This is a genomic window from Ramlibacter rhizophilus (assembly GCF_004681965.1).
Lineage (GTDB): Bacteria > Pseudomonadota > Gammaproteobacteria > Burkholderiales > Burkholderiaceae_C > Ramlibacter > Ramlibacter rhizophilus.
On the sequence record NZ_SMLL01000006.1, the window covers coordinates 207,004 to 232,562 of the forward strand.

At 69.0% G+C, this 25,559-nt stretch carries 25 protein-coding genes; 7 read left to right on the plus strand and 18 right to left on the minus strand.

The annotated features are described in order from the left end of the window. Positions 1–83: 83 nt before the first annotated feature. Positions 84–278, plus strand: a complete 195-nt coding sequence (locus EZ242_RS15925; RefSeq protein WP_135286172.1) for a DUF3606 domain-containing protein — start codon at positions 84–86, stop codon at positions 276–278. 8 nt (positions 279–286) lie between these two features. On the opposite strand, the gene otnI is transcribed toward EZ242_RS15925, so the two are convergent. The 6 genes from otnI to EZ242_RS15955 form a co-directional block, all read right to left on the minus strand. Further along, on the minus strand, positions 287–1,138 hold the full coding sequence (gene otnI / locus EZ242_RS15930) for a 2-oxo-tetronate isomerase (RefSeq protein WP_135286173.1): 852 nt from the start codon (positions 1,136–1,138) through the stop codon (positions 287–289). 39 nt (positions 1,139–1,177) lie between these two features. Next, positions 1,178–2,596: a chromate efflux transporter gene (chrA, locus tag EZ242_RS15935; protein ID WP_135286174.1), complete on the minus strand. Its 1,419-nt coding sequence runs from the start codon at positions 2,594–2,596 to the stop codon at positions 1,178–1,180. 85 nt (positions 2,597–2,681) lie between these two features. After that, positions 2,682–3,266: a methionine biosynthesis protein MetW gene (gene metW / locus EZ242_RS15940; protein ID WP_135286175.1), complete on the minus strand. Its 585-nt coding sequence runs from the start codon at positions 3,264–3,266 to the stop codon at positions 2,682–2,684. Further along, positions 3,263–4,399, minus strand: a complete 1,137-nt coding sequence (gene metX / locus EZ242_RS15945; protein ID WP_135286176.1) for a homoserine O-succinyltransferase MetX — start codon at positions 4,397–4,399, stop codon at positions 3,263–3,265. Before metX ends, metW begins: the two co-directional genes overlap by 4 nt. A gap of 153 nt (positions 4,400–4,552) precedes the next feature. Further along, positions 4,553–5,095 (minus strand): type III secretion system chaperone, encoded by a 543-nt coding sequence (locus tag EZ242_RS15950; protein ID WP_135286177.1) that lies wholly within the window; start codon positions 5,093–5,095, stop codon positions 4,553–4,555. A 31-nt stretch (positions 5,096–5,126) separates the two neighbouring features. Further along, positions 5,127–6,653 carry a hypothetical protein gene (locus EZ242_RS15955; RefSeq protein WP_135286178.1) on the minus strand — a complete coding sequence of 509 codons (1,527 nt, stop codon included), beginning with the start codon at positions 6,651–6,653 and terminating at the stop codon, positions 5,127–5,129. A gap of 418 nt (positions 6,654–7,071) precedes the next feature. Here EZ242_RS15955 and EZ242_RS15960 point away from each other — a divergent pair, with 418 nt between their 5' ends. Further along, a complete protein-coding gene (locus EZ242_RS15960; protein ID WP_135286179.1) occupies positions 7,072–7,557 on the plus strand; it encodes an RNA recognition motif domain-containing protein in 486 nt (161 codons plus the stop codon). A gap of 77 nt (positions 7,558–7,634) precedes the next feature. Here the strand turns inward: EZ242_RS15960 and EZ242_RS15965 are convergent, their stop codons facing one another. Genes EZ242_RS15965 through EZ242_RS15980 form a run of 4 tightly spaced genes read right to left on the minus strand, consistent with a single transcriptional unit; the run spans position 7,635 to position 10,622 of the window. Continuing rightward, positions 7,635–8,411, minus strand: a complete 777-nt coding sequence (locus EZ242_RS15965; protein ID WP_135286180.1) for an SDR family oxidoreductase — start codon at positions 8,409–8,411, stop codon at positions 7,635–7,637. Next, positions 8,408–9,064, minus strand: a complete 657-nt coding sequence (gene lptC, locus EZ242_RS15970) for an LPS export ABC transporter periplasmic protein LptC (protein ID WP_276606541.1) — start codon at positions 9,062–9,064, stop codon at positions 8,408–8,410. Before lptC ends, EZ242_RS15965 begins: the two co-directional genes overlap by 4 nt. Beyond that, positions 9,061–9,603: a KdsC family phosphatase gene (locus EZ242_RS15975; RefSeq protein ID WP_135286181.1), complete on the minus strand. Its 543-nt coding sequence runs from the start codon at positions 9,601–9,603 to the stop codon at positions 9,061–9,063. The genes lptC and EZ242_RS15975 overlap by 4 nt, the downstream gene beginning before the upstream one ends. Before the next feature lie 11 nt (positions 9,604–9,614). After that, positions 9,615–10,622: a KpsF/GutQ family sugar-phosphate isomerase gene (locus EZ242_RS15980; RefSeq protein ID WP_205960671.1), complete on the minus strand. Its 1,008-nt coding sequence runs from the start codon at positions 10,620–10,622 to the stop codon at positions 9,615–9,617. Positions 10,623–10,699: 77 nt separating this feature from the next. On the opposite strand from EZ242_RS15980, the gene EZ242_RS15985 reads away from it, so the two are divergent. Then, positions 10,700–12,679: a monovalent cation:proton antiporter family protein gene (locus tag EZ242_RS15985; RefSeq protein ID WP_135286183.1), complete on the plus strand. Its 1,980-nt coding sequence runs from the start codon at positions 10,700–10,702 to the stop codon at positions 12,677–12,679. An 18-nt stretch (positions 12,680–12,697) separates the two neighbouring features. Here EZ242_RS15985 and mnmE read toward each other — a convergent pair whose 3' ends face one another. From mnmE to rpmH, 5 genes are all read right to left on the minus strand, one after another. Next, on the minus strand, positions 12,698–14,080 hold the full coding sequence (gene mnmE, locus EZ242_RS15990) for a tRNA uridine-5-carboxymethylaminomethyl(34) synthesis GTPase MnmE (RefSeq protein WP_135286184.1): 1,383 nt from the start codon (positions 14,078–14,080) through the stop codon (positions 12,698–12,700). A 71-nt stretch (positions 14,081–14,151) separates the two neighbouring features. Continuing rightward, positions 14,152–15,843: a membrane protein insertase YidC gene (yidC, locus tag EZ242_RS15995; RefSeq protein ID WP_135286185.1), complete on the minus strand. Its 1,692-nt coding sequence runs from the start codon at positions 15,841–15,843 to the stop codon at positions 14,152–14,154. Beyond that, positions 15,840–16,109: a membrane protein insertion efficiency factor YidD gene (gene yidD / locus EZ242_RS16000; RefSeq protein ID WP_135286186.1), complete on the minus strand. Its 270-nt coding sequence runs from the start codon at positions 16,107–16,109 to the stop codon at positions 15,840–15,842. The genes yidC and yidD overlap by 4 nt, the downstream gene beginning before the upstream one ends. Beyond that, positions 16,110–16,496: a ribonuclease P protein component gene (locus EZ242_RS16005; protein WP_135286383.1), complete on the minus strand. Its 387-nt coding sequence runs from the start codon at positions 16,494–16,496 to the stop codon at positions 16,110–16,112. 73 nt (positions 16,497–16,569) lie between these two features. Continuing rightward, complete coding sequence (gene rpmH / locus EZ242_RS16010; RefSeq protein WP_029463016.1) at positions 16,570–16,704, minus strand: 50S ribosomal protein L34; 135 nt, start codon at positions 16,702–16,704, stop codon at positions 16,570–16,572. A 182-nt stretch (positions 16,705–16,886) separates the two neighbouring features. On the opposite strand from rpmH, the gene dnaA reads away from it, so the two are divergent. The 4 genes from dnaA to EZ242_RS16030 all read left to right on the plus strand — a co-directional run bounded on the left by dnaA (position 16,887) and on the right by EZ242_RS16030 (position 23,213). After that, complete coding sequence (gene dnaA, locus EZ242_RS16015; RefSeq protein ID WP_135286187.1) at positions 16,887–18,299, plus strand: chromosomal replication initiator protein DnaA; 1,413 nt, start codon at positions 16,887–16,889, stop codon at positions 18,297–18,299. A gap of 510 nt (positions 18,300–18,809) precedes the next feature. Continuing rightward, positions 18,810–19,916, plus strand: a complete 1,107-nt coding sequence (gene dnaN / locus EZ242_RS16020; protein WP_135286188.1) for a DNA polymerase III subunit beta — start codon at positions 18,810–18,812, stop codon at positions 19,914–19,916. A 101-nt stretch (positions 19,917–20,017) separates the two neighbouring features. After that, positions 20,018–22,603: a DNA topoisomerase (ATP-hydrolyzing) subunit B gene (gyrB, locus tag EZ242_RS16025; protein ID WP_135286189.1), complete on the plus strand. Its 2,586-nt coding sequence runs from the start codon at positions 20,018–20,020 to the stop codon at positions 22,601–22,603. 43 nt (positions 22,604–22,646) lie between these two features. After that, a complete protein-coding gene (locus EZ242_RS16030) occupies positions 22,647–23,213 on the plus strand; it encodes a hypothetical protein (RefSeq protein ID WP_135286190.1) in 567 nt (188 codons plus the stop codon). Between the two features lie 17 nt (positions 23,214–23,230). Here EZ242_RS16030 and EZ242_RS16035 read toward each other — a convergent pair whose 3' ends face one another. The 3 genes from EZ242_RS16035 to EZ242_RS16045 all read right to left on the minus strand — a co-directional run bounded on the left by EZ242_RS16035 (position 23,231) and on the right by EZ242_RS16045 (position 25,540). After that, a complete protein-coding gene (locus EZ242_RS16035; protein WP_135286191.1) occupies positions 23,231–24,139 on the minus strand; it encodes a methyl-accepting chemotaxis protein in 909 nt (302 codons plus the stop codon). Positions 24,140–24,146: 7 nt separating this feature from the next. Next, complete coding sequence (locus EZ242_RS16040) at positions 24,147–24,440, minus strand: MCP four helix bundle domain-containing protein (RefSeq protein WP_135286192.1); 294 nt, start codon at positions 24,438–24,440, stop codon at positions 24,147–24,149. Positions 24,441–24,559: 119 nt separating this feature from the next. After that, complete coding sequence (locus EZ242_RS16045; protein WP_135286193.1) at positions 24,560–25,540, minus strand: tripartite tricarboxylate transporter substrate binding protein; 981 nt, start codon at positions 25,538–25,540, stop codon at positions 24,560–24,562. Between the last annotated feature and the right edge of the window lie 19 nt (positions 25,541–25,559).

Here is a 25,559-nt window from a genome sequence, read left to right on the forward strand (position 1 = left end):
GAATGCTCGCGCCACCTTCGTTCAGGCTCGCCTCAAGCCCTGCGTTTCAATCTCGGCCAAAGCAAACACGGGAGCAGAGCTACATGTCATTCGTCTTCGAGACCATTCCGGCGCAACGCAACGTCATCGAACTGGACAACCCGAGGGAGGTCAGCTGGTGGGTCAAGCGCTTCGGCTGCAATGAGCAGCAGCTGCGCGAAGCCGTGGCCGAGGTCGGTCCTTCGGCCGCGAAGGTCGAGCAACTGCTCGACGGCGCCGACGTGATCGTCTCGGTCTGAGGTCTGAGTCAGCGCGCCGCCTGCGCGCGCGCCGCGCGCAGCCAGCCCAGCCCCGCGCTGGTGCCGCCGGCCTCGCTGCCGCGCGCCGGCCGGTACTCGGCACCGACCCAGCCGTCCCAGCCGCACTGCGCGGCCACCTCGTCGATCACCCCGAACAGGTAACCGGCGTTGAGCTCGCCGCAGTCGGGTTCGTGCCGCTGCGGGACGCCCGCCACCTGGAAATGGCCCACGCGGCCGGTCGGCAGGTAGCGCCGGATCTTGGTGGCCACGTCGCCCTCGACGACCTGGCAGTGGTAGAGGTCCATCTGCACCTGCACGTTCGGCTCGCCGATCTCCTCCAGCAGTTCATGCGCATGGTCTTGCCGGTTGAGGAAGTAGCCCGGGATGTCGCGCGTGTTGATCGGCTCGATCATCAGCCGCAGCCCCTCCTTCGCGGCGGCGCGCGCCGCCCAGCGCAGGTTTTCCACGTAGAGCGGCTGCACCGCCTCGCGCGTCAGGCCGGCCGGGACCACGCCCGCCAGCACGTGCACGCGCGGGCACTGCAGCACGGCGGCATAGGACAGGGCCAGCGCGACCCCCGCCTTGAACTCGGCTTCGCGGCCCGGCACGCAGGCCAGGCCCTTGTCGCCGGCCTGCCAGGCGCGTTCGATCTCCGCGCGTTCGCGCCGGCCCGGCGGGGCATTGAACAGCACCTGCTGCAGCCCGTTCCCCTGCAGCCGCGCCGCCAGCTCGCCGGCGTCCCAGGCATACGGAAACAGGCACTCGACACCTTCGAAGCCATCGCGGGCGGCTGCTTCGAAGCGGTCCGGGAAATCGAGTTCGGGATAGAGCAGGGAAAGGTTGGCGGCGAAGCGGGGCATGCGGGCGAGCGTTCGGCGGAAGACGCCGCAGCATAGCGGCTAAGCCCAGCCCGCAAGGCGCAGCAACAGCCCGGCGAGCGCACCGGCCCCGATGACCGGGATCACACCGACGCGCCAGCGCAGCAGCGCGGCCGCGGCCGCCAGGACCAGCACCAGGGCCACCGCGTCGAATGCGCCGACGCCCGGCCACAGCACGTGGACCAGGAAGAACAGCGCCAGGCTGGCGATGACGCCCACCACGGCGGCGGTGATGGCCGTGAGTGGCGCCGTGAAGCGCAACTGCCCGTGCGTGGCTTCCACCAGCGGTCCCCCCGCCAGGATGAACACGAAGGACGGCAGGAAGGTGAACCAGGTCGCCACGCAGGCGGCCAGCACGCCGCCAAGGACCAGCGACTCCCCCAGCACCTCCTTCGTCCAGCCACCCACGAAGCCGACGAAAGCCACCACCATGATGAGCGGCCCCGGCGTGGTCTCGCCCAAGGCCAGTCCATCGATCATCTGCGCGCCGGTGAGCCACTGCGCCTGCTCCACCGCACCCTGATAGACGTAGGGCAGCACGGCATAGGCGCCGCCGAAGGTGAGCAGGGCGGCCTTGGTGAAGAACCAGGCCATGCGCGCAAGCGTGCCATCGGCGCCGTGGAGCGACACGACCAGCGCCATCGATCCAATCCACAGCGTGGCGGCGATGCCGAGCACCCGCAGGACGCGCCTGCGGTCGTGGCGGGCGTGGGGCGGCGGCGGCGTGTCGTCGTCGATGAGGGCGGGCGCGGATGCACGCGCGCCGGCCAGGTGGACGGGCGGCGGCGAGACCTCGAACTGACCCGGAACCAGGCGGCTTCCCACGACGCCCGCCAGGGCGGCCAGCAGCAGCACCAGCGGGAACGGCAACCCCAGTACCGCGAGGCCGACGAAGGCCGCGAGCGCGATGGACGCCATCAGCGGCCGGGCGTGCCCTTGCGCGTCGCGCAGCGTGCGCCCGCCGATGCGCCACAGCGCCTGCAGCACGATGGCGGCCACCACGGGCTTGATGCCGTAGAAGATGCCCGCCACGGCGGCGACGTCGCCAAAGGCCATGTACACCCAGCTCAGCCCGACCAGGATCACCAGCGAGGGCAGCACGAACAGCGCGCCCGCCACGATGCCGCCGATCGGACCATGCATCAGCCAGCCGATGTAGGTGGCCAGCTGCTGCGCCTCCGGGCCGGGCAGCAGCATGCAGTAGTTCAGGGCATGCAGGAAGCGCCGCTCGGAGATCCAGCGCCGGCGCTCGACCAGCTCGCGGTGCATGACGGCGATCTGCCCCGCCGGGCCGCCGAAGCTGATGAAGCCGAGCTTGAGCCAGAAGCGCAGCGCCTGGGCGAAGGGCACCGCGGGCACGGCGTCAGAAGCTGTGAATGGATTCGGCGCGTCCGAAGCGGTCGCCGAAACGTGGCCGATCAAGGCGCAAAGCGCAGCCATAGCCCGGGCTATGGCGAGCATTTGCAACGCAGAGGGGCCGCGTTTTGGCGGCCGAGGCGGGCGTGGCGGATCCGTTCACAGCTTCTCAGCCCCGCTCGAAGCGGAACACCGCGGTGGAGGCGAGCAGGTTGGGCAGCACCCGCACCTCGCGCCCGTCCTGCAGGCCGAAGGCGTCGAGCAGGGACAGGCGGTTGCGCGTGGCCAGCACCTCGAAGTCCTTGAAGGTCCCCACCCGGATGTTGGGCGTGTCGTACCACTGGTAGGGCAGGCGGCGCGTCACCGGCATGCGGCCGCGCAGCACTGCCAGGCGATTGGGCCAGTGCGCGAAGTTGGGAAAGGCGACGATGCCCTGGCGGCCCACGCGCGCGGTCTCCACCAGCATGGTCTCGGTGTTGCGCAGGTGCTGGAGCGTGTCGATCTGCAGCACCACGTCGAAGCTGTCGTCGCCGAACATGGCCAGGCCCTCGTCCAGGTTCAGCTGGATGACGCTCACGCCGCGGCGGGTGCAGGCCAGCACGTTGGCGTCATCGATCTCCACGCCGTAGCCGGTGCAGCCGCGCTCGCGCTGCAGCAGCTCCAGGAGCGCGCCGTCGCCGCAGCCGAGGTCCAGCACGCTCGAACCCACGGGCACCATCTGCGCGATGGACCGGATGATGGTGCGGTCGCTCATGCTGCCGGCTCCGAGGCGATCCGGTCGAACCAGGCGCGCACCAGCGAGAGGTAGCGCGGGTCGTCCAGCAGGAAGGCGTCGTGGCCGTGCGGCGCATCGATCTCGGCGTAGCTCACCTCGCGCCGGTTCTCCAGCAGGGCCTTGACGATCTCGCGGCTGCGCGCCGGGGAGAAGCGCCAGTCGGTGCTGAAGCTCACGATGAGGAAGCGCGCGGCGGCCGCGGCCAGGGCGCGCGTGAGGTTGCCGCCCGTGAGGCGGGCCGGGTCGAAGTAGTCGAGCGCGCGCGTGATCAGCAGGTAGGTGTTGGCGTCGAAATACTCGCTGAACTTGTCGCCCTGGTGGCGCAGGTAGCTCTCGATCTGGAACTCGACCTCCTGGGTGCTGTAGCGGTAGTCGGAGCCCACGGCGCTGCGCAGCTCGCGGCCGAACTTGGCGTTCATCACATCGTCCGAGAGGTAGGTGATGTGGCCGATCATCCGGGCGATGCGAAGGCCCCGCCGCGGCAGCACGCCGTGCCCGTAGAAGTGGCCGCCGTGGAAGTCGGGGTCGGTCACGATGGCGCGGCGCGCCACCTCGTTGAAGGCGATGTTTTCGGCATTGAGGTTGGGGGCGCTCGCGATCACCGCCGCATGCCGCACGCGCCGCGGGTACTGCAGGGTCCAGGACAGCGCCTGCATGCCGCCCAGGCTGCCGCCCATGACGGCCGCGAGCGTGTCGACGCCCAGCGCCGACACCAGCCGCGCCTGCGCATCGACCCAGTCCTCCACCGTCACCACCGGGAAGTCCGCCCCCCAGGGCCGGCCGGTGGCCGGGTTGGTGTGCATCGGCCCGGTGGAGCCGAAGCAGGAGCCCAGGTTGTTCACGCCGATGACGAAGAAGCGGTCGGTGTCCACCGGCTTGCCCGGGCCAATCATGTTGTCCCACCAGCCCTCGGAACGCTCCTGCCCTTCGTAGACGCCGGCCACGTGGTGCGAGGCGTTGAGCGCATGGCACACCAGCACGGCGTTGCTGCGCTCGGCGTTGAGCGTGCCGTAGGTCTCGTAGGCCAGGTGGTAGTCGGCGAGACGCGCGCCGCTTCGCAGCGCCAGCGGCTCGGCGAAGTGCATGGACTGCGGTTGCGCGATCAGCGTCATCGACAAACGAAAAAACCGGCGTCGCCAAAGTGCGAGGCCGGTTCTTGCGTACGGGCTTCGGCTTTAGCTGAACTTGTTGAAGCGCCCGCAAGCGGAAGCAAATCGGCGCTGATGGGGCGGCAGTATAGCGATCGCGCGGCCCCGCTCGGCCTTTCAAGCGAAGGCGGGCTCTTCGTCCAGCAAGGGAAGGGTGCGGCTCGCCCGCAGCTGCCGCACATGCAGGGTGAGCATCTCCAGCGCATTGATGCAGACCTGGTCATCCAGGGCGATGACACTGCTGATGGCCGTGGTGGCGACCATGCGGCCCGACTCCGGATGCACGCCGAACACCACCCCCGGGTAGGTCCGGCACAGGTTCAACTCCAACGCGGCGCGGTAGGCACGCTCGAGCCCGTGCGGGTCCGGCACGCCGACGTCACAGAAGATCTCGACCTGGTCGGTATCCGGGTTCAGGCGCAGGACGACCGTGGCCTCGTTCATGACGAACCCGCCGTCCGCCAGCGCCTGGCGTGCGGCATCGCCCTCGCCGAGCACCCGGGTGATCATGCGCGGGAGCATGGCCTGGAAGCGGGCGGCGGAGTTGGCCCGGAACGTGTCGCCCATCTCGCCGAGGTCCTGCAGCATGGCATCGAGGGATTCGTCGAGTTCGGGAGCTGCGCTGGTCTCGGGCTCGGATGTGAAGGTGCTTGCGGACATGACGGTCTCCGATGATGTGGTGCGTCAGGGGCTAGACCGGGTTGGCGCCTGCCGGCGCCACTTCGGACGGCCTTGGCGCGCGAGCGGCCAGGTCCCGATGCCACTGCGTGGCCCGGTAGTCGTTGCCCGCTCGCACGGCGGGGCTGCGGGCCGTCTCACGGTCCTGCTGGGTCAGCACCAGCCCCCAGAGGGGCAGCAGCACGGCCACGTCGTTGAAGGGCGCCAGCCAGGGCTCGTTGGAGAAGTCGCCAGCCACCTTGTCGATCATCTGGTAGAGGAGCACGGCACCGACGACAAGGCCGAGGGTCTTGAGCGCGATCATGCGGCTCTCGTTGCGTTCTTCCGCGCTCAGGGCCCCGCGCCTCACCCGGTCATCGTCCGGGGCACCGAATCGGTCCGGGAACCGGGTGCGCAGGGCGTGCACGGCGTCGGGGATGGCCAAGGCTTCGTAGAGCGGGATCAACGGCCGCACGCAGATGTACTCCAGCGCCGCGCGGGCGGTGGCGACTGGATCGGTGAGTTCGCGAACGGCGCCGGCCATGACGCTCCTGCGAAAGCCCACCTGGTCGCCGGGCTTGTCGACGGCGTCGAGCCACCAGTAATCGCGTGCGGGCGCGGCGTAGAAGTAGCGCATGAGCGCCACGCCGAGGGTCGAGACAAAGTTGAGGTTGGCCCGCATGTCCTGCCGCGCCAGCGATCGCTGCACGGCGACCTCCCGGCTGGGGGCCGCCGCGGGTTCCTCGCTCAGGTAGCGGGACGCCAGCATGCCCGGGGTGAAGGGCGCATAGACGCTGGAGGTCCGGTACTGGCCCTGCCGGGTCTCCAGCGGGGCCACGGCTTTTCCGTCCGGCGCGATGGCGACGGGCCGGGTCCAGCCCCCGCCCATGCCCGAAACCCGCAGGAAGTTGGCCGCGACCTTCAAGCCCATGGCGATGTCCAGCGAGACGACCAGCCGCCGCAGCGAGTCGGGCCAGTCGTCCCGCACGGCGCGCATGGACAGCTGAGCGCCGTTGAACCAGGACAGGATGTAGCCGATAGTGGACGCCGCGACCTGGCAGATCAGGTCGCGCGTCCATGCCATGTCCAGGGCGCGCTTGAGGGTCTCTGGCGAAATGTCCAGTTCGAGCGCTGCCTTCAAGGTTTCGGCCGTGCGCTGGGGGTCGGACTCCTGGATTTCCTTGGGGATGTACTTGGCGTAGACCGCGTGGAGCGCACCGAGGCGTTGAACATCGAAAGCTTGGCCCTCTTCGAACAGGCCAACCAGTCTGTCCGCCGCTTCCACATCGGCTGCCGTGATCGGCCGGGAGGCAGGCGGATGAATTCTCGACAGCACTGCTGTCAGTGCCTGCCCGCCACGCGCCAGGCCTGCTGCGTGGTGGGCCAGCCGCGCCCACGCGACGACCGGATCGTCGGGCGGCAGCTCGCCGAAATCAAGGCTGCTACTGCTCTGGCCTTCAGGACTGCTCGCCGGACCAGCAGCACTCGTGTCCCGCCTGGCAGCTCCCTGCTTGGTGTCCGCCTGCGGAGTGCGAAAGTCGTCCTCGACCAGCGGTTCCACTTGGTGTGCTTCCACTCGCTGTTGCAGAGGCGGCGAAATAGCCGATGCGGCAGGCCCTTTTGAATCGCGCTCCCTCTGCGGCTGCGGCGTTGCCAACCCGGAGCCCAGCGAAGTGGCTGGTCGCGGGCGTGCCGAGCGTTGTGTGTCCATGGCGAAGTCCTCCATTACCGAGCCGAATGCTCTGCCATGGCCCAGTGGTAACGCCCCTCGATACAGCGGTTCCTGATCGATTGCTTCGCCCCCGCCGGGTTTGCGCCCTTGCATTACCCCCGAACCTGTGGTTCATAATGTCCACGCGTGGGTCAAGCAAAACCCCGCGAGTTTGCGGTGAACAGGTCACTTTCGCGTTGTTGCTCAGTTGAAGGCGCTTTCGGGACTCATCGCTCGGCCAATTGTTTCTTTTAGGAGTCCCAGACAGATGGGCAACAAACTTTACGTGGGCAACCTGCCCTACTCGGTGCGCGACAGCGATCTCGAGCAAGCCTTCAGCCAGTTCGGCGCCGTGACCAGCGCCAAGGTGATGATGGAACGCGAAACCGGCCGCTCCAAGGGCTTCGGTTTCGTTGAAATGGGCAGCGACGCCGAGGCGCAGGCTGCCATCACCGGCATGAATGGCCAGCCCCTGGGCGGCCGCAGTGTCGTGGTCAACGAGGCCCGTCCGATGGAGTCGCGTCCGCGCAGCGGCGGCTTCGGCGGCGGCGGCAGTGGCGGCGGCTACGGTGGTGGTGGTGGCGGCGGCTACGGCGGTGGCGGTGGTGGCTACGGCGGCGGTCGCAGCGGCGGCGGCGGCGGTGGCGGCTACGGTGGTGGCGGCGGCGGCGGCGGCCGGGGCGGCAGCGACGGTGGTTTCCGCAGCCCCTACGGCTCGGGACCGCGCGGCGGCGGCAATCGCGGCGGCTACTGATCGATCGAACCCGGCCCCGCGGCCGGTTCATCAGGACAACGGGGCTTCGGCCCCGTTTTTCATTGCAGGCGCTGCCTTCAGCCTTCGTTGTGCCGGTGCTTGCGCGGCTGGCCGGCCAGCAGGCGGTCGAACCAGGCGTCCGGCAACACCCGCAGCACCCGCGCCACCCAGGCCATCTGCCAGGGAATGACGCGGTGGCCCGCGCCCGAGGCAATGGCCCGGAACGCCGCGTCGGCGAAGTCGGCCGGCTGCATCAGAAAAGGCATGGGATAGCGGTTGCGCGCGGTCAGCGGCGTGGCGACATAGCCGGGGCTGAGGGTGAGCACCCGCACGCCGGTGGGTCGCAGCTCGCCCCGCAGCGACTCGCAGTAGCTGATGGCCGCGGCCTTGCTCGCGCAGTACGCGCCGTGGCCGGGCAGGCCGCGCACGCCGGCCACGCTGGCGATGCCGACCAGGGTGCCGCTGCCGCGCCGGACCATGGCCTCGATGAAGGGCTGGAAGGTGGCCGCCAGGCCCACGGTGTTGACGGCGAAGCTGCGCGCCATGACGTCCAGGTCCTCCCGCTGGGAGGTGTCCACCCCCTGGCTGATGCCGGCGTTGGCGATCACCACGTCCGGCAGCCCCTGGCCGGCCAGGCAGGCGTGGCCGGCGGCGACGATGCTGTCCACCGCGCCCACATCCGCCCCGTAGATCGCGTACTGCCCGCGGCCCAGGCCGCGTTCCAGCGCCCACGCGTCCATGGCCTCGGTGCGCCGCGCCACCAGGGCGAGGCGCCAGCCGGCGCGGGCATAGCGATCGGCCAGGGCCTGGCCGATGCCGCTGGACGCACCGGTGATGAAGACCAGTCCGCTCACGAGGCGGGCTCGCGCGATCCGGCCGGGGCGATGAGGCCGCGCACCCGGCCGTCAAGCTGCAGCACGCGGTCGCCGTGCTGGTAGTTGAGGCGGTCGGCGGTGAAGCGGTCTTCTCCGCGCTGCAGCACCACCGGCTGCTCGGAGGTCAGTCGATCCGTGTCCAGGAAGGCGTGCAGGTGCTCGCCACTGATGCGCATCTGGGGTTGCAGGCGGCCCTGCGCGTCGCGGCTGGCTTCGCGCGTGACCACGGCGTTGCCGAAGAGCTGCACCTGGCTGCCGTCGCCGGTGGTCAGGCCGCGCCGGGCCGTCGCCACCGTGAGTTCGCCGCGTTCGTTGAAGGCGCGAACGCGCGGGTTGTCGATTTCCAGCGTGTCGGTGTCGGGGTAGTGGCGCGCCTCGCTGCCGAAGATCTCGCTCTTGAGGCGGCCGGCGGCGTCGAAGTTGCGCACCGCGAAGCGCCGCATGAAGTAGTCCGGCTCGTGCGTGGCGGCGGCGGGCGTGGGCGGCGGGCCGAAGGTGGGCGTGTTGCGCACCAGCCAGTAGCTGCCCAGCGCCATGAGCGCCATCAGGAGCACGGGCAGGTAGACGGCGACGCGGTCCGCGAGCCTGCGGACCGTGGCGACGCCGCGCTGCACGGGCGCGCCGGCCTTCAACGGTAGCTCTCCAGCAGCTCGGCGTAGCGGCCGCTGGCCACCAGCAGCAGGTCGCAGAACTCGCGCGCGGCGCCCTGCCCGCCGCGCGCACCGGTGACGTGCCGCGCGAGCGCCTGGACCTCCACGTGCGCGTTGGCAGGCGCGGCGGCGAAGGTGCAGCGCCGCAGCACCGGCAGGTCAGGCCAGTCGTCGCCGATGGCGGCCGCCTCGTTCCAGCCGAAGCCCAGCGCCTGCAGGGCACTCTCGGCGGCCGGCGCCTTGTATTCGACGCCGAAGTAGGCATGCACCACTCCCAGCGCGGCGAGCCGCTCGCGCAGCGGCGGCGAGTCGCGCCCGGTGATGACCACCGGTACGATGCCGGCGCGCTGCAGCAGGATGAGGCCCAGGCCGTCGGCAATGTGCAGGCGCTTGAACGACTCGCCTTCGGCACCGAGGTAGAGGCCGCCGTCCGTCAGCACGCCATCGACGCTGAAGAAGGCGACGCGCACGCCCTGCGCCGCCAGGAGCAAGTCGGGTGCGAAGTACTGCGCGGGCGCCATGGACAGGACGCTCAGATGACCTTGGCGCGCATCAGGTCGTTGCTGTTGACGGCGCCGCACAGGCGGTCCTGGGCATCGACCACGAGCACGCTGGTGATGCGGTACTGCTCCATCAACTCGGCCGCCTCGACCGCCAGCGTGTCCATGCGAATGGTGCGCGGGTTCGGGTGCATGACCTCGCGTGCGCGCAGGGCGCGCAGGTCGGCGCCCTTCTCGATCAGCCGGCGCAGGTCGCCGTCGGTGAAGATGCCCAGGACGCGGCCTTCGGCATCGACGATGGCCGATGCGCCCAGGCCCTTCTTGCTCATCTCGCGCATCAGCTCGGAAAAGCCCGCGTCGGGCCCGACGCGCGGGACCTGGTCGCCCGAGCGCATCACGTCCGACAGCAGCGTGAGCAGCTTGCGCCCCAGCGCGCCGCCGGGGTGCGAACGCGCGAAGTCCTCCTGGCGGAAGCCCCGCGCATCGAGCAGCGCCACGGCGAGCGCGTCGCCCAGCGCGAGCTGGGCGGTGGTGCTGGCGGTGGGCGCGAGGTTGAGGGGGCAGGCTTCCTTTTCCACGCCGCTGTCCAGCACGATGTCGGCGTGGCGGGCGAGGGTGGACTGGGCCCGGCCGGTGATCGCCACCAGGGGCGCGCCCAGGCGTTTGAGGAGCGGCAGGATGGCCGTGAGTTCGTCGCTCTCGCCGCCGTTGGAGATGGCCAGCACGAGATCGACCGGCTTGATCATGCCCAGGTCGCCGTGGCTCGCCTCGGCCGGGTGGACGAACATGGCCGCGGTACCGGTGGAGGCCAGGGTGGCGGCGATCTTGCGGCCGATATGCCCACTCTTGCCCATGCCCATGACCACCACCCGCCCGCGCACATCGAGCATGGCCTGCACGGCGCGGCTGAAGGCTTCGCCGGTGCGCTGCTTCAGGCCCAGGACGGCGGCTGCCTCGATGTCGAAGGTCTCATGGGCGAGCCGGATGGCGCGGGACGGATCAAAGCTGGCAGGCGTATCGGAAGCAGGCGCGGCGGGCATGGCCGCCATTGTACGAACGCGTCCTTGGCTTGGCGGCGGATCGCCGGCGCAACAGCGGCAGCTTACGATCCCCCTCCATGGACACGCTGGAACTCACGCTGCTGTACCTGCTCGCCGCGGTGGTGGGCGTGGTCGCGTGCCGTTCCCTCAAGCTGCCGCCCATGCTGGGCTACCTGGTGGTGGGGGTGATGATCGGGCCCAACGCGCTGGGCTTCGCCGAGAACTCCGATGCCGTGCGGCACCTGGCCGAGTTCGGCGTGGTGTTCCTCATGTTCGTCATCGGCCTGGAGTTCAACCTGCCCAAGCTGCGCGCCATGCGGGCGCACGTATTCGGGCTGGGCCTGTTCCAGGTGGTGCTGACCATCGCGCTGGCCAGTGCCGGCATGCTGCTGCTGCCCGCCTTCGTGCGGGTGCCGCAGGTGAGCTGGCAGACCGCCATCGCCCTGGCCGGTGCGCTCGCCATGAGCAGCACGGCCATCGTGGTCAAGCTCATGGCCGAGCGGCTGGAACTGGAGACCGAGCACGGCAAGCGCGTGATGGGCGTGCTGCTGTTCCAGGACCTGGCCGTGGTGCCGCTGCTGGTGCTCATTCCCGCCCTGGGCAGCAAGCCCGAGGCCTTGCTGGGCGCCTTGACCCTCGCCTTGCTGAAGGCGACCGTGCTGATCGCGCTGCTGCTCACGGGCGGCCAGCGCGTGATGCGCTGGTGGCTCACGCTGGTGGCGCGGCGCAGGAGCGAGGAGCTGTTCGTCCTCAACCTGCTGCTGATCACGCTGGGCCTGGCCTGGCTCACGGAGCTGGCCGGCCTGTCGCTGGCCCTCGGGGCCTTCATCGCCGGCATGCTGATTTCCGAGACGGAGTACAAGCACCAGGTGGAGACCGACATCCGGCCCTTCCACGACATCCTGCTGGGCCTGTTCTTCATCACCATCGGGATGATGCTGGACTGGCGCTGGGTGGCGCAGCGCTGGGGACTGGTGGCAGTGCTGGTCACCATGCCGGTGCTGTTCAAGCTGGGCCTGGTGACGCTGCTCTCGCGCGGGCTCGGCGCCTCCATGGGGGTGTCCCTTCGCACCGGCCTGTACCTGGCGCAGGCGGGCGAGTTCGGCATCGTGCTGCTCACGCTGAGCCAGCAGAACGGCCTGCTGAGCCCGGCCCTGTTCAACCCCATCCTGGCGAGCATGGTGCTGTCCATGCTGGCCACGCCCTTCATCATCATGGGGAGCAACGCCATCGTGATGAAGCTGGTCTCCAGCGAGTGGCTGCAGCAGTCCCTGCAGATGACGAGCATCGCGCGCCGCGCCATCAACACCAGCGGCCACGTGATCATCTGCGGCTACGGTCGTACGGGCCAGACGCTGGGCCGCATGCTGGAGCACGAAGGCATTCCCTACATCGCGCTGGACCTGGACCCCGACCGCGTGCGGCAGGCGGCCGCCGGCGGCGACTCGGCGGTGTTCGGCGACGCCTCGCGCCTGCAGGCCCTCATGGCCGCGGGCCTGGCACGCGCCAGCGCGGTGGTGGTGACCTACCTGGACGTGCCCGGCGCCATGAAAGTGCTCGCGGTGTCCCGCGCGCACGCGCCGCAGGTGCCGGTGATCGTGCGCACCCAGGACGACCGCGAGCTGGACAAGCTGCAGGCCGCGGGTGCCGCGGAGGTCGTGCCCGAGGCCCTGGAAGGCTCGCTCATGCTGGCCAGCCATGCGCTCGCGCTGGTGGGCGTGCCGATCCGCCGCGTGATCCGCATCGTGCAGGAGCAGCGCGATGCCCGCTACAACCTGCTGCGCGGCTACTTCCACGGCGCCGACGATCCGCCCGACGACCCGGGCGCCGAGCGCCTGGCCACCGTGACGCTGCCCCGGGGGGCGAGCGCCAACGGGCGACGGCTGGGCGAGCTGGCCCTGCACGGACTGGGCGTGCGCGTGCTGAGCCTGCGGCGCGGCGGCGGCCGCACCCTCGAGCTGCGGGACGACCTCGCGCTGCAGGACGGGGACACCCTGGTGCTCAGTGGCCGCGCCGAACCGCTGGCGCTGGCCGAGGAGAAGCTCCTGGCGGTGTGAGCAGGGCGTCGCGCCGGCCTACTTGCCGATGCAGAAGCTGGAGAAGATGACGCCCAGGAGGTCGTCGGCGCTGAACGCCCCGGTGATCTCGCCCAGCGCGTTCTGCGCCAGGCGCAGTTCCTCGGCCAGGAGGTCCAGCGCCAGCGCCTCGGGCGCGAGATGGGCCCCGGCCGCGCGCAGGTGCTCGCCCACGCGCTGCAAGGCCTGCACGTGCCGCTCGCGCGCGATCCACACGCCCTCGGGGCTCGCCTGCCAGCCGGCCACGTCCAGCAGGCGACGGCGCAAGCCGTCCAGGCCCAGGCCCGTGCGGGCCGACAGCGGCAGGCCTTCGAGGGCCTGGCCCTCCGCGGGCGCCAGCAGGTCCTGCTTGTTCCAGACCTCGATCACCGGCACGCCCTGCGGGAGGTGGGCCCGCAGGCGCTCGCGGATGCGGGCATCGCCGGCCTGCCAGTCGGCATCGGCGCGGCGCGAGGCGTCGTGCAGGAACAGCACGGCGTCGGCTAGCGCGATCTGAGCCCAGGCCCGCTCGATGCCGATGCGCTCGACCGGGTCCTCGCTCTCGCGCAGGCCCGCCGTGTCGATGACGTGCAGCGGCACGCCCTCGATCTGGATCGACTGGCTCACCACGTCGCGCGTGGTGCCCGCAATCGGCGTGACGATGGCCAGTTCGGCGCCGGCCAGCGCATTGAGCAGCGAACTCTTGCCGGCATTGGGTTGCCCGGCGATGACGACCTTGAGGCCTTCGCGCAGCAGGGCACCCTGGCGCGTGCGTTCGAGCACGGCGCGCAGCCGCTCCTGCAGCCGGGCGAGCTGCCCCACGGCGTCGGACTGCTGCAGGAAGTCGATCTCCTCCTCGGGGAAATCGAGCGTGGCCTCCACCAGCATGCGCAGCTGCACCAGCTGCGCCAGCAGCGCATCGACCTCGCGCGAGAACTCGCCCGACAGCGACCGGCTCGCGCTGCGCGCCGCGGCCTCGGTGCTCGCGTCGATGAGGTCGGCGATGGCCTCGGCCTGCGCCAGGTCGATCTTGTCGTTGAGGAAGGCGCGCTGCGTGAACTCGCCGGGCTGCGCCACGCGCAGCCCGGCCTCCCGCCCGGCCTCCAGGCAACGCGCGAGGAGCAGCTGCAGCACCACCGGGCCGCCGTGCGCCTGCAGCTCCAGCACGTCTTCGCCGGTGTAGGAGTGCGGGCCGGGGAAGTACAGCGCGAGCCCCTGGTCGATGGGGCGGCCGGCCTCGTCCAGGAAGGGAAGGTAGCGGGCTTCGCGCGGGGCCAGGGCGCGGGCGCAGACCGCCTGCATCACCGCCGCGACGGCAAGACCGGAGACGCGCACGATGCCCACCGCACCCCGCCCCGGGGCGGTGGCGATGGCGGCGATGGAGTCGTCCCGGTGGGTCAGCATGGGCGCGATGGTACGTGGGCCAGCAAACGACAAGGGCCGCTTGCGCGGCCCCTGGCTTGCTGCTTCGAGGTTCAGCGGAACTTGGGCAGGTTGAACTGCGGCGGCACGCCCATGCGCGTGTTGATCAGCCACTGCTGCGCGATCGACAGCACGTTGTTCGTGATCCAGTACAGCACCAGGCCGGCCGGGAAGAAGAAGAACATGACCGAGAAGATCAGAGGCATGAACCACATCAGCTTGGCCTGCATGGGATCGGGCGGCTGCGGGTTCAGCGCCGTCTGCAGCAGCGTGGTCAGCGCCATCACCAGCGGCAGGATGAAGAAGGGATCGGGCGCGGACAGGTCATTGATCCAGAGGATCCAGGGCGCGTTGCGCATCTCCACGCTGGACAGCAGCACCCAGTACAGCGCGATGAACACCGGGATCTGCACCAGGATCGGCAAGCAGCCGCCGAGCGGGTTGACCTTCTCCTCGCGGTAGATGCGCATCATCTCCTGCTGCATCTGCTGCGGGTTGTCCTTGAAGCGCTCGCGCATCTGCATGACGCGCGGGTTGATGGCCTTCATCTTGGCCATGCTTTCATAGCCCTTGGCCTGCAGCCAGTAGAAGGCGATCTTGATCACCAGCACCAGCGCCACGATGGACCAGCCCCAGTTGCCGATGAAGGCGTGCAGCTTGTCCAGCAGCCAGTACAGCGGCTTGGCCAGGATGGTGAGCCAGCCGTAGTCCTTGACCAGGTCCAGGCCCGGGGCAACCTGCTCCAGCATCTTTTCCTGCTGGGGCCCCGCGAAGAGCACGGGCGTGAGGGCCTGGCTCGCGCCTGCGGCCACGGGCTCCATGGGCGCGATCATGCCGGCGGCGTAGAGGTTGCTGTCCACCTTGCGCATGAAGAAGTCGCGCTGCACGCCCTGCGGCAGGATCCAGGCGCTGGCGAAGTAGTGCTGCACCATGGCGATGTAGCCATCGCTCGCCTGCTTCTGGAAGTCGGCCTTGTTCTTCTCGATGTCCTCGAAATCGATCTTCTGGTACTTGCTCTCGTTGGTGTAGACCGCAGGACCCGTGAAGGTCGAATAGAACGACGACTCACCGGGCAGCGGGTTGCCGTCGCGCACCAGCTGCACGTACAGCTGCGGCGCCACCGGCTGCTCACCCGCGTTGATCACCTGGTGCTGCACCGGGATGTCGTAGGAGCCGCGTGCGAGCGTGTAGGTCTTGACCAGCTTGACCCCGTTCTTCACCGGCGACTCGAAACGCACCACCAGCTGGTCGGCGCCGGGCCGCAGCTCCCGGTCGCCGCTGAAGGTCATGGGCGTCTTGTGGTTGGGGAAGTCGCCCCCGATCAGTCCGCTCTGGGCCACGTACACGCGGTTGCTGCTCTGTTCCAGCAGCACGTAGTCGCCGCCCTTGCCGCCCGCCACGGAGTCGGCCGCGTGCTTCAGGAATTCGGCGCGCACCAGCGACCCGCCCTCGGTGTCGAAGCTCAGGCGCAGCACGTCGGTGGTCACGGTGACCAGCTCGCGGGCGGGCGCCGGGGCCAGGTCCACCGGCGGCGTGGCCATGCCGGCAGGTGTGCTCGGGGTCGGCAGTGCCGCGTCGCGCCCGGCCACCGGAGCGGACGTCGGCGTGCTGGGTGCCGGTGCCGTTGCCGCGGGGCGCGGAAAGAACGTCGCCTCCCGGCCCTGGTGGATCTGCCACTGGTCCCAGAGCATGACCAGTGAAAAGCCGAAGACTACCCAGAGAATCGATCGACGAATGTCGTTCATGTGGACGAATCAGGTTGAGTGAAAGTGGCCAGGCGCCGGAAAAGGCGTGGCGCTTGCGCGGGCACGGGATCATGCCCGCCGGCACACCAGGGGTGGCATCGCGCCAGGCGAGCCACCGTGAAATAGCTTCCGGCGCCCGCGCCGTGGCACTCGAGCGCCTCGAGGGCATAGGCGGAGCAACTGGGGGTGAAGCGGCAGCTCGATCCCAGCCACGGCGACAGCAACAGGCGATAGCCCTTGACCAGGCCGATCAGCACACGCTTCATTCAAGCCTCCCGAAAGAGTTGCTGCAGTTCCGCCCGCAGGGCCTTGCGCAAGGCCTCGGAGGTGGCGCTCGGAAAGCGGGTGCGGTCGAACCCGCAGCGCAATCTCACGACATGAGCCGCCACCGGCAATGCGGCGGATCCGTCCTGGGCCATGGCGAAGATCTGGCGCTTGATGGTATTGCGGGTCACTGCGCGGCGTGCCCAGCGCTTGGGAATGACGGCACCGAGCCAGGGCGCCTGGACCGGAAAGAGCGCGGGCCGAGGATCGGAGGGAGATGCCGGAGAGGCCTCGAGCAGAACGCGGTGGAGGACGAAGTGGGTGGTCCGCGAAACGGTGCGGCCGCCCATCACCGCCTGGAACTGCGCCCGTGTCTTCAGGCGCTGCACCGGCGCGGTCATGGCGACTTGCCGGCCCGCTTCGGGCGACCCGCCTGCTGCGTCCGCGCCGGGGCCGCGGTGCTCAGAGACCCAGGCGCTTGCGGCCCTTGGCGCGGCGGGCGTTGATGACTGCGCGGCCACCACGGGTCTTCATGCGAACCAGAAAGCCGTGCGTACGCGCGCGGCGCACTTTGGAAGGTTGGTAGGTGCGTTTCATGGTGACGTCTCGGGGAAACCCGCGATTATCTGCCAAAACGCTGAGGCCCGGCAAGCGTGAAGGGCATGGGCACCCGCTGCACAGCGGCCCATCCTGCTGGGCAATGTTGTGGATAAGCCCTTGATAAGTTAGACTTTCGCGTTTGCGCCGATCAACAATATCCACAGAAGCGACAAGCATTCATGAGTGAGGGGCCGCACCATTCAGCCACGCCCGGCGACCTGCTCGGCACCAGTCACAGCCTCTGGCAGGCCTGCACCGAGCAACTGGCCCAGGAACTGCCGGAGCAGCAGTTCAACACCTGGATCAAGCCCCTGTCCGTGCAGGTGGCCGAAGACTTCTCGAAGGTCACGCTCTTCGTTGCCAACCGCTTCAAGCTCGACTGGGTCCGCGCCCAGTACGCCGGCCGCATCGCCGCGCTGCTGGAGCGGCTCTATGGTCAACCCGTTCAGCTGGAGCTAGCGCTTGCTCACCGGGAAACGCCCGCCAAGACGTTCGTCGCTCCCGCACGCGCGCCCGACGACGACGCTGCGCCCGCGGAAACCGCAGACCCCGTGGAAGACCCGGGTGCATTCAAGACCCGGCTCAACCCGGCCCTGACCTTCGACACGCTGGTCGAAGGAACAGCCAACCGCATGGCACGCGCCGCCGCCATGCACGTGGCCGGCATGCCGGGCCAGCTCTACAACCCGCTGTTCATCTACGGCGGCGTCGGCCTGGGCAAGACGCACCTGGTGCATGCGGTGGGCAACCGCCTGCTGGCCGACCGGCCGCAGTCCAAGGTTCTCTACATCCACGCCGAGCAGTTCGTCTCGGATGTGGTCAAGGCCTACCAGCGCAAGACCTTCGACCAGTTCAAGGAGCGCTACCACTCGCTGGACCTGCTGTTGATCGACGACGTGCAGTTCTTCGCCAACAAGGACCGCACGCAGGAGGAGTTCTTCAACGCCTTCGAGGCGCTGCTGGCCAAGAAGTCGCACATCGTGATGACCAGCGACACCTACCCCAAGGGCCTGGCCGACATCCACGAACGCCTCGTCTCGCGCTTCGACTCGGGCCTCACGGTGGCCATCGAGCCGCCCGAGCTGGAAATGCGCGTGGCCATCCTGATCAACAAGGCCCGGGCGGAGAGCGCCGAGATGCCGGAGGAGGTCGCCTTTTTCGTGGCCAAGAACGTGCGCTCCAACGTGCGCGAGCTCGAAGGTGCACTGCGCAAGATCCTGGCGTATTCGCGCTTCAACCAGAAGGAGATCTCCATCCAGCTCGCCCGCGAGGCGCTGCGCGACCTGCTGTCCATCCAGAACCGGCAGATCAGCGTGGAGAACATCCAGAAGACGGTGGCCGACTACTACAAGATCAAGGTTGCCGACATGTACAGCAAGAAGCGGCCCGCCTCCATCGCCCGGCCGCGGCAGATCGCCATGTACCTGGCCAAGGAACTCACGCAAAAGAGCCTGCCCGAGATCGGCGAGCTGTTCGGCGGGCGCGACCACACCACCGTGCTGCATGCGGTGCGCAAGATCGCCGGCGAGCGCCAGCAGCTGTCGGACCTCAACCAGCAGCTGCACGTGCTCGAGCAGACCCTCAAGGGTTGATGCGGCGCCCCTCTCCATTCGCGCGCCTGAACAAGCCTGGGGACAGTTCTTGAACAAGCTCGACCTTATCCACAGCCGCGGGCCGCATCGCCGACTTGTCCCTGTTGGCGCGACAGCGGGCGCCGGGCTCGGCGCACAGGGTTGACGGTTTTGCAAGCTGTTGATTTCAAAGGCGGAAGATGGCTTGTCCACAGTGGACGGCCTGGCTTACTAGCTACTACTAATTTGAATAAGAAGAAAACAAGGAAAACAGTAGAAGCACGTCGCGCCTCGGTTTCGGGCCGGCCGGCTCGGTTCCTGGCGGGTCGCCGACCCCCGCGGGTCAGGCCTGGTTACCGATGCGCTTGCGCAATTTCGAGACAGCGCAAGCCGGGCCCGGCATGCGCTTCCACTGAAACCGATTAAGTACTTGAGAAAACAGGGAAAATCGCGGTTGTCCACACGGGCGTCCGACCTGGCCGCCGCAGACCCATCCCAAGCTGAAGAAAACCTGGAAGACAAGAGGCACAGATGATCGTCCTGAAGGCCACCCAAGAAAAAGTACTGTCGGTGCTGCAATCGGTCGCCGGGATCGTGGAGCGTCGCCACACCCTGCCGGTGCTGGCCAATGTGCTGATTCGCAGGAACGGCCCGCAGGTCCAGTTCACCACCAGCGACCTGGAGATCCAGATCCGCACCACGGCCGACTTCGACGGCGACCCCGGCACCTTCGCGACCACCGTGGGGGCGCGCAAGCTGATCGACATCCTGCGCACCATGCCGGCCGACCAGACGGTGAGCCTGGAGTCCAGCCAGAACAAGCTCACGCTCAAGGGTGGCAAGAGCCGCTTCACTTTGCAGACCCTGCCGGCGGAGGACTTCCCGCTGGTGCAGGAGGCCGCGAGCTTCGGCCCCGCCTTTTCCGTGCCGCAAAAGACGCTCAAGGACCTGCTGCAGCAGGTGTCCTTCGCCATGGCGGTGCACGACATCCGCTACTACCTCAATGGCATCCTCTTCGTGGCCGAGGGCAAGCAGCTGTCGCTGGTGGCCACCGACGGCCACCGCCTGGCCTTCGCCAGCGCCAAGCTGGAAGTCGAGGTGCCGCGCCAGGAAGTGATCCTGCCGCGCAAGACCGTGCTGGAGATGCAGCGCCTGCTCTCGGACGCCGAAGGGGCCATCGAGATGCAGTTCGCCGCCAACCAGGCGCGCTTCAGCTTCGGCGGCATGGAGTTCGTCACCAAGCTGGTCGAGGGCAAGTTCCCCGACTACAACCGCGTCATTCCCAAGAACCACCGCAACCAGGTGATCCTCGGGCGGGCGCCGCTGCTGGCGAGTCTGCAGCGCACGGCCATCCTTACCAGCGAGAAGTTCAAGGGCGTGCGCCTGAACATCGAGCCGGGCGTGCTGCGCGTGGCCTCCAACAACGCCGAACAGGAAGAGGCGCTGGACGAACTCGACGTGGACTACGGCGGCGATGCCATCGAGATCGGCTTCAACGTCACCTACCTGATCGACGCGCTGGCGAACATGGACCAGGACATGGTGCGGATCGAGCTGCAGGACGCCAACAGCTCGGCCCTCGTCACCAACCCCGAGAACGCCGCCTTCAAGTACGTGGTCATGCCCATGCGGATCTGAGCCCCGGCCGACGCCCCGATGTCCTTGCCGTGGCCCCGCATGGCGCCAAGGCACGAGCCCGCCGCGGCATGCGGCCGGGCCCTGATTGAGAGATTCCCCAGATGTCCGAACAGAACGACGTGAACCCCGCTCCCAGCGAGCCGACCCGGATCGACACCCGGCAGGCCGGAGCGAGCGAGGGCTATGGCGAAAGCGCCATCCAGATCCTCGAAGGCCTGGAGGCGGTGCGCAAGCGCCCCGGCATGTACATCGGCGACACCTCCGACGGCACCGGCCTGCACCACCTGGTGTTCGAGGTGGTGGACAACTCCATCGACGAGGCGCTGGCCGGCCACTGCGACGACATCGTGGTGACCATCCACACCGACAACTCCATCAGCGTGGTGGACAACGGCCGCGGCATTCCCACCGGCATCAAGATGGACGACAAGCACGAGCCCAAGCGCTCGGCGGCCGAAATCGCCCTCACCGAATTGCACGCCGGCGGCAAGTTCAACCAGAACAGCTACAAGGTCTCCGGCGGCCTGCACGGCGTGGGCGTGAGCTGCGTCAATGCGCTGTCCAAGATGCTGCGCCTGACGGTGCGCCGTGACGGCAAGGTGCATGTGCTGGAGTTCAGCCGCGGCGTGGTGCAGAACCGCATCGTCCGCAACGAGGGCGGCGTGGAAGTCTCGCCCATGAACATCCTGGGCGACACGGACAAGCGCGGCACCGAAGTCCACTTCCTGCCCGACACGGACATCTTCCGCGAGAACAGCGACTTCCACTACGAGATCCTGTCCAAGCGCCTGCGCGAGCTGAGCTTCCTGAACAACGGGGTCAACATCCGCTTGATGGACGAGCGCAGCGGCAAGCATGACGACTTCTCCGGCGCCGGCGGTGTCAAGGGCTTCGTCGACTTCATCAACAAGGGCAAGACCGTCCTGCACCCCAACGTCTTCCACGCCACCGGCGAGCGCATGAGCGACCAGAACACCAACATCGGTGTCGAGGTCGCCATGCAGTGGAACAGCGGCTACAACGAGCAGGTCCTTTGCTTTACCAACAACATCCCGCAGCGTGACGGCGGCACCCACCTCACCGGCCTGCGCGCGGCCATGACGCGGGTGATCAACAAGTACATCGAGGAGAACGAGCTGGCCAAGAAGGCCAAGGTCGAGGTCTCCGGCGACGACATGCGCGAGGGCCTGACCTGCGTGCTGAGCGTGAAGGTGCCCGAGCCCAAGTTCTCCAGCCAGACCAAGGACAAGCTGGTCTCCAGCGAGGTGCGCGGCCCGGTGGAGGACGTGGTGGCCCGCACGCTCAACGACTACCTGCAGGAGCGTCCCAACGACGCCAAGATCATCGTCGGCAAGATCATCGAGGCCGCCCGGGCCCGCGAGGCGGCCCGCAAGGCCCGCGAGATGACGCGCCGCAAGGGCGTCCTCGACGGCATGGGCCTGCCCGGCAAGCTGGCCGACTGCCAGGAGAAGGACCCCGCGCTGTGCGAGATCTACATCGTCGAGGGTGACTCCGCCGGCGGCAGCGCCAAGCAGGGACGCGACCGCAAGTTCCAGGCGATCCTGCCGCTGCGCGGCAAGATCCTCAACGTGGAGAAGGCGCGCTACGAGAAGCTTTTGACCAGCAACGAGATCCTCACGCTGATCACCGCGCTGGGCACCGGCATCGGCAAGGCCGGCGGCAGCAACGGCGGTGGCGCGGACGACTTCAACGTCGCCAAGCTGCGCTACCACCGCATCATCATCATGACCGACGCGGACGTGGACGGCGCCCACATCCGCACCCTGCTGCTCACGTTCTTCTACCGGCAGATGGCCGAACTGGTCGAGCGTGGCCACATCTACATCGCGCAGCCGCCGCTGTACAAGGTCAAGGCCGGCAAGGAGGAGCTCTACCTCAAGGACGGCACAGAGCTCGACGCGTTCCTGCTGCGCATCGCGCTGCAGGGCGCCAGCGTTGCCACCGGCGGTGACAACCCGACGGTCATCAGCGGCGACACGCTGGCCGAACTCGCGCGCAAGCACCAGGTGGCCGAGCGCGTGATCGACCGCCTGGCCGGTTTCATGGACGCCGAGGCCTTGCGCGCCGTCGCCGGCGGCGTGCGCCTGAACCTCGACACGGTGCCCGAGGCCGAGGCTTCCGCGCTGGCCCTGCAGGCGCGCCTGCAGGAGATCGACCGCCTCACCAATGCCGCGCCGGCCGAAGTGGCCGGCGAATTCGACGTCCGCACCGACAAGCCCATCCTGCGCATCAGCCGTCGCCACCACGGCAACGTCAAGAGCAGCGTCATCACGCAGGACTTCGTGCATGGCGCCGATTACCTGGCCCTGGCGGAAGCCGCCGACACCTTCCGCGGCCTGCTGCACGAAGGCGCCACGGTGCGGCGCGGCGAAGGCGAGCGCGCCAAGGAGGAAAAGGTGAGCGACTTCCGCCAGGCCATGCGCTGGCTGATCGGCGAAGCGGAGCGCGCCACCAGCCGCCAGCGCTACAAGGGCCTGGGCGAGATGAACCCCGCCCAGTTGTGGGAAACAACCATGGACCCGAACGTGCGTCGCCTGCTGCGCGTGCAGATCGACGACGCCATCGAGGCCGACCGCGTGTTCACCATGCTGATGGGCGACGAGGTGGAGCCGCGCCGCGACTTCATCGAGACGAACGCACTGCGGGCGGCGAACATCGACGTCTGAGCTACACGGACACTTCACCCAGCTTACGTCGGAGCCGATGCGGATGGCCGCCCTGCGCCTTCACCTGAGCTACGTCCTTCTCACCGTCGTCATCTTCCTGCTGACGCTGGTGCTCAACACGTTGCTGTTCAAGGCCGTCTTCGAGCACACCCCGGGCATCGCCTGGGTGTACCTGCCGGCCGGGGTTCGCTTGCTGTGCACGCTGCTGTTCGCCGAAGCCGGGGGAATCGGGCTGCTGCTGGCCAGCTTGCTCGTCAACCACCTCTACTTCTTCCCGCTCGATCCTGCGCGTGCGATCGCGGGCGCCTTCGCCAGCGCCCTGGCGCCCTGGCTCACCTACCGCGCGGCACGGCAGGCCTGGGGCTTGCAGGCCTCCTTGCAGAACCTGAGTCCGACGCGCCTGCTGGTGCTGGCCGTGGCGTACTCGGTGGCCAGCCCCGCCTTGCACCATGTGTACATCGCCTGGGAAGACAAGCCGGGACTGGCCGGTGGGTTCGTGGCCATGGTGGTGGGCGACCTGGTGGGCACGCTGATGGTGCTGTATTCCATCCGGTGGGCCTTGTCCCGCTGGACTTCGCCCATGAAGGCACCGGGCAGCTTTCGAAACTGAACCGGCGACGGCGGGTCTCAGGAGGCCGGCGCGAGCGGTGGCGCCGCATCGATCCTGAACTGCCCCACCGCGCCGACCAGCGCCCGGGCCTGCGCGCGCAGGCTCTCGGCCGCCGCTGCCGATTCTTCCACCGCCGCCGCACCGCGCTGCGTGACCTCGTCCATGGTAGCCACCGCATCGCGCACTTCTCCCACGCCCGTGCTCTGCTGCGCCGCCGATGCGCTGATCTCGCCCACGGTGGTGGCCAGGCGCTGGATGGACGCGACCATGTCCTGCATGCTGGCGCCGGCCCGCTTCGCGAGCACCACGCCCTGCTCCACGCGCTCGCCACTGGTGACGATCAGTGCCTTGATCTCGCGGGCCGCGTCGGCGCATCGCCGGGAGAGCTGCCGCACTTCACCGGCTACGACGGCGAAGCCCCGGCCGGCGTCGCCCGCGCGTGCCGCCTCGACGGCCGCATTGAGCGCGAGCAGGTTGGTCTGGAAGGCGATGCCGTCGATCACGGCCACGATGTCCGCCACCTTGGTCGAGGCGCCGCGGATGTCCTGCATGGCCGTCACCACTTCGCCCACCAGTGCGCCGCCGCGTTCGGCGGTGTCGGAGGCGCCGCGGGCGAACTCGCTGACCTGCGCCGCGTTGTCGGCGTTGCCGCGCACCGTCGCGCCTAGGGCCACCATGGAAGCGGCCGTCTGCTGCAGTGCGCTCGCCTGCTGCTGCGTCTGCGCGGACAGCTCGTGGTTGCCCTGCGCGACCTGCTCGGTGGCGCTGGCCACGCTCTCTGCGTTGTCGCGCACCGTGCGAACCACCTCCACGAGCGCGCCCTGCATGTCGCGCAGCGCGGACAGCAGTTGCGCCGTCTCGTCGCGACCCACGGGCACGATGGGCACGCCCAGGTCCCCGGTGGCGACCCGGCGCGCCGCGTTCACCGCCTGCTCAGGCGGTCATGCCCACCGTGAGCCGGGTGGCCTGGCGTTCCAGGGCCGAGAGGTGTTCGATGCGGCGCGCCGAGCGGGCGGTCACGTAGCGGCGCATGTTGGCGATGCCCGCGCGCACATTGCCCAGGTCCTGGGTGGTGCCCAGTTCGGAGCGCAGGATGCCGTGGCCGGCGGCGACCGCCCGCTGGATGCTCCAGAGGGACACGCCGGCGACGACCAGCATGCCCAGGGCGAGGATGGCGACGAGCGCGGCCAGCTTGGCGCGCACGGAAAGATGGTTCAGCCAGGTCATGGGGTGATCCGATTCCAGGGAGGGCGCCCGGGTTTTCCCGGACTTCCCCTGGATGTCGGCGGCCTGGCGTGAATCTTGAGCCACGCGCCCGGCACCGGGCGGCGTGGCGCTTCGTGGGCTCAGTCGACCTTGCCGATCTTCTTGACCACGTCCGACATGCGGCGTACGTCGCCCTGCACGTACTGGTCGAAGGCCGGTGCGTCCTGGTACTGGATGGGGCTGCCGGCGGCGAGGATCACCTGCTTGACCTTCGGGTCCTCCGCCGCGGCCTTGGCGGCGGCACGCAGCTTCTGCACCACCGGCTCGGGCGTGCCCGCGGGAACGAACAGGCCCGACCACTGGGCGTAGGTGGCGTCATAGCCCGCGTCTTTCAGCGACGGAACGTCCGGCATGCTTTGCAGGGGCTGCGTGCCCCAGTGGCCCAGGACCTTGAGCTTGCCCGCCTTGACGTGCTGCAGCACCGTGGCCGGCCCGGTGGACAGGGCTTCCACCTGGCCGCCCAAGAGGGCGACGACGGCCGGGCCGGCGCCGGTGAAGGGGACGTGCGTGAGCTTGGTGCCGGTCTGCTGCGCCAGGATTTCCATGGGCACGTGCATGGTGCCGTAGTTGCCCGAGGAGCCGTAGTTGATCGCGCCGGGGCGGCGGCGGGCATCCTCGACGAAGTCCTTCACCGTCTTCCAGGGCGCATCGGCGCGCACGGCCAGCACCGTGGGATCGGCCGTGTAGCGGGCGATGGGCCGCAGGGCGTCGTAGGTGTACATGGGCGGGCGGCCCAGCACCTTGTCGGCCTCGGGCAGCACGCTGTAGGACGACAGGGCCATCAGAACCGTGTAGCCGTCGGCGGGCGACTTGGCCGCCTGGGCCATGCCGATGCCGCCGCCGGCGCCGCCCTTGTTCTCGATCACCACCGGCTGCCCCAGCTCGCGCGACATGGCCTCGGCCACCGGGCGGGCCACCGTGTCGGCCAGGCCGCCGGGCGGGAAGGGAACGATCATCTTCACGGGCTTGCTGGGGAAGTCCGTGGCCTGGGCCATGGCGGCGGCGCCGGACAGGCACAGGGCCGCGGCTGCGGCGAAGCGAAGGGCGGAACGTACTTTCATCGTGTCTCCTGGTTGTAGC

Bases quoted from the DNA above. Each gene is read 5' to 3' on its own strand.
- EZ242_RS15925 (WP_135286172.1), top strand. From the start codon at position 84: ATGTCATTCGTCTTCGAGACCATTCCGGCGCAACGCAACGTCATCGAA.
- EZ242_RS15980 (WP_205960671.1), bottom strand. From the start codon at position 10,622: ATGCCCGCCGCGCCTGCTTCCGATACGCCTGCCAGCTTTGATCCGTCC.
- chrA (WP_135286174.1), bottom strand. From the start codon at position 2,596: ATGGCTGCGCTTTGCGCCTTGATCGGCCACGTTTCGGCGACCGCTTCG.
- EZ242_RS15950 (WP_135286177.1), bottom strand. From the start codon at position 5,095: ATGTCCGCAAGCACCTTCACATCCGAGCCCGAGACCAGCGCAGCTCCC.
- metW (WP_135286175.1), bottom strand. From the start codon at position 3,266: ATGAGCGACCGCACCATCATCCGGTCCATCGCGCAGATGGTGCCCGTG.
- EZ242_RS16045 (WP_135286193.1), bottom strand. From the start codon at position 25,540: ATGAAAGTACGTTCCGCCCTTCGCTTCGCCGCAGCCGCGGCCCTGTGC.
- otnI (WP_135286173.1), bottom strand. From the start codon at position 1,138: ATGCCCCGCTTCGCCGCCAACCTTTCCCTGCTCTATCCCGAACTCGAT.
- gyrB (WP_135286189.1), top strand. From the start codon at position 20,018: ATGTCCGAACAGAACGACGTGAACCCCGCTCCCAGCGAGCCGACCCGG.
- EZ242_RS16030 (WP_135286190.1), top strand. From the start codon at position 22,647: ATGGCCGCCCTGCGCCTTCACCTGAGCTACGTCCTTCTCACCGTCGTC.
- EZ242_RS15985 (WP_135286183.1), top strand. From the start codon at position 10,700: ATGGACACGCTGGAACTCACGCTGCTGTACCTGCTCGCCGCGGTGGTG.
- rpmH (WP_029463016.1), bottom strand. From the start codon at position 16,704: ATGAAACGCACCTACCAACCTTCCAAAGTGCGCCGCGCGCGTACGCAC.
- dnaN (WP_135286188.1), top strand. From the start codon at position 18,810: ATGATCGTCCTGAAGGCCACCCAAGAAAAAGTACTGTCGGTGCTGCAA.
- yidC (WP_135286185.1), bottom strand. From the start codon at position 15,843: ATGAACGACATTCGTCGATCGATTCTCTGGGTAGTCTTCGGCTTTTCA.
- EZ242_RS15960 (WP_135286179.1), top strand. From the start codon at position 7,072: ATGGGCAACAAACTTTACGTGGGCAACCTGCCCTACTCGGTGCGCGAC.
- EZ242_RS16040 (WP_135286192.1), bottom strand. From the start codon at position 24,440: ATGACCTGGCTGAACCATCTTTCCGTGCGCGCCAAGCTGGCCGCGCTC.
- dnaA (WP_135286187.1), top strand. From the start codon at position 16,887: ATGAGTGAGGGGCCGCACCATTCAGCCACGCCCGGCGACCTGCTCGGC.
- mnmE (WP_135286184.1), bottom strand. From the start codon at position 14,080: ATGCTGACCCACCGGGACGACTCCATCGCCGCCATCGCCACCGCCCCG.
- yidD (WP_135286186.1), bottom strand. From the start codon at position 16,109: ATGAAGCGTGTGCTGATCGGCCTGGTCAAGGGCTATCGCCTGTTGCTG.
- metX (WP_135286176.1), bottom strand. From the start codon at position 4,399: ATGACGCTGATCGCGCAACCGCAGTCCATGCACTTCGCCGAGCCGCTG.
- EZ242_RS15975 (WP_135286181.1), bottom strand. From the start codon at position 9,603: ATGGCGCCCGCGCAGTACTTCGCACCCGACTTGCTCCTGGCGGCGCAG.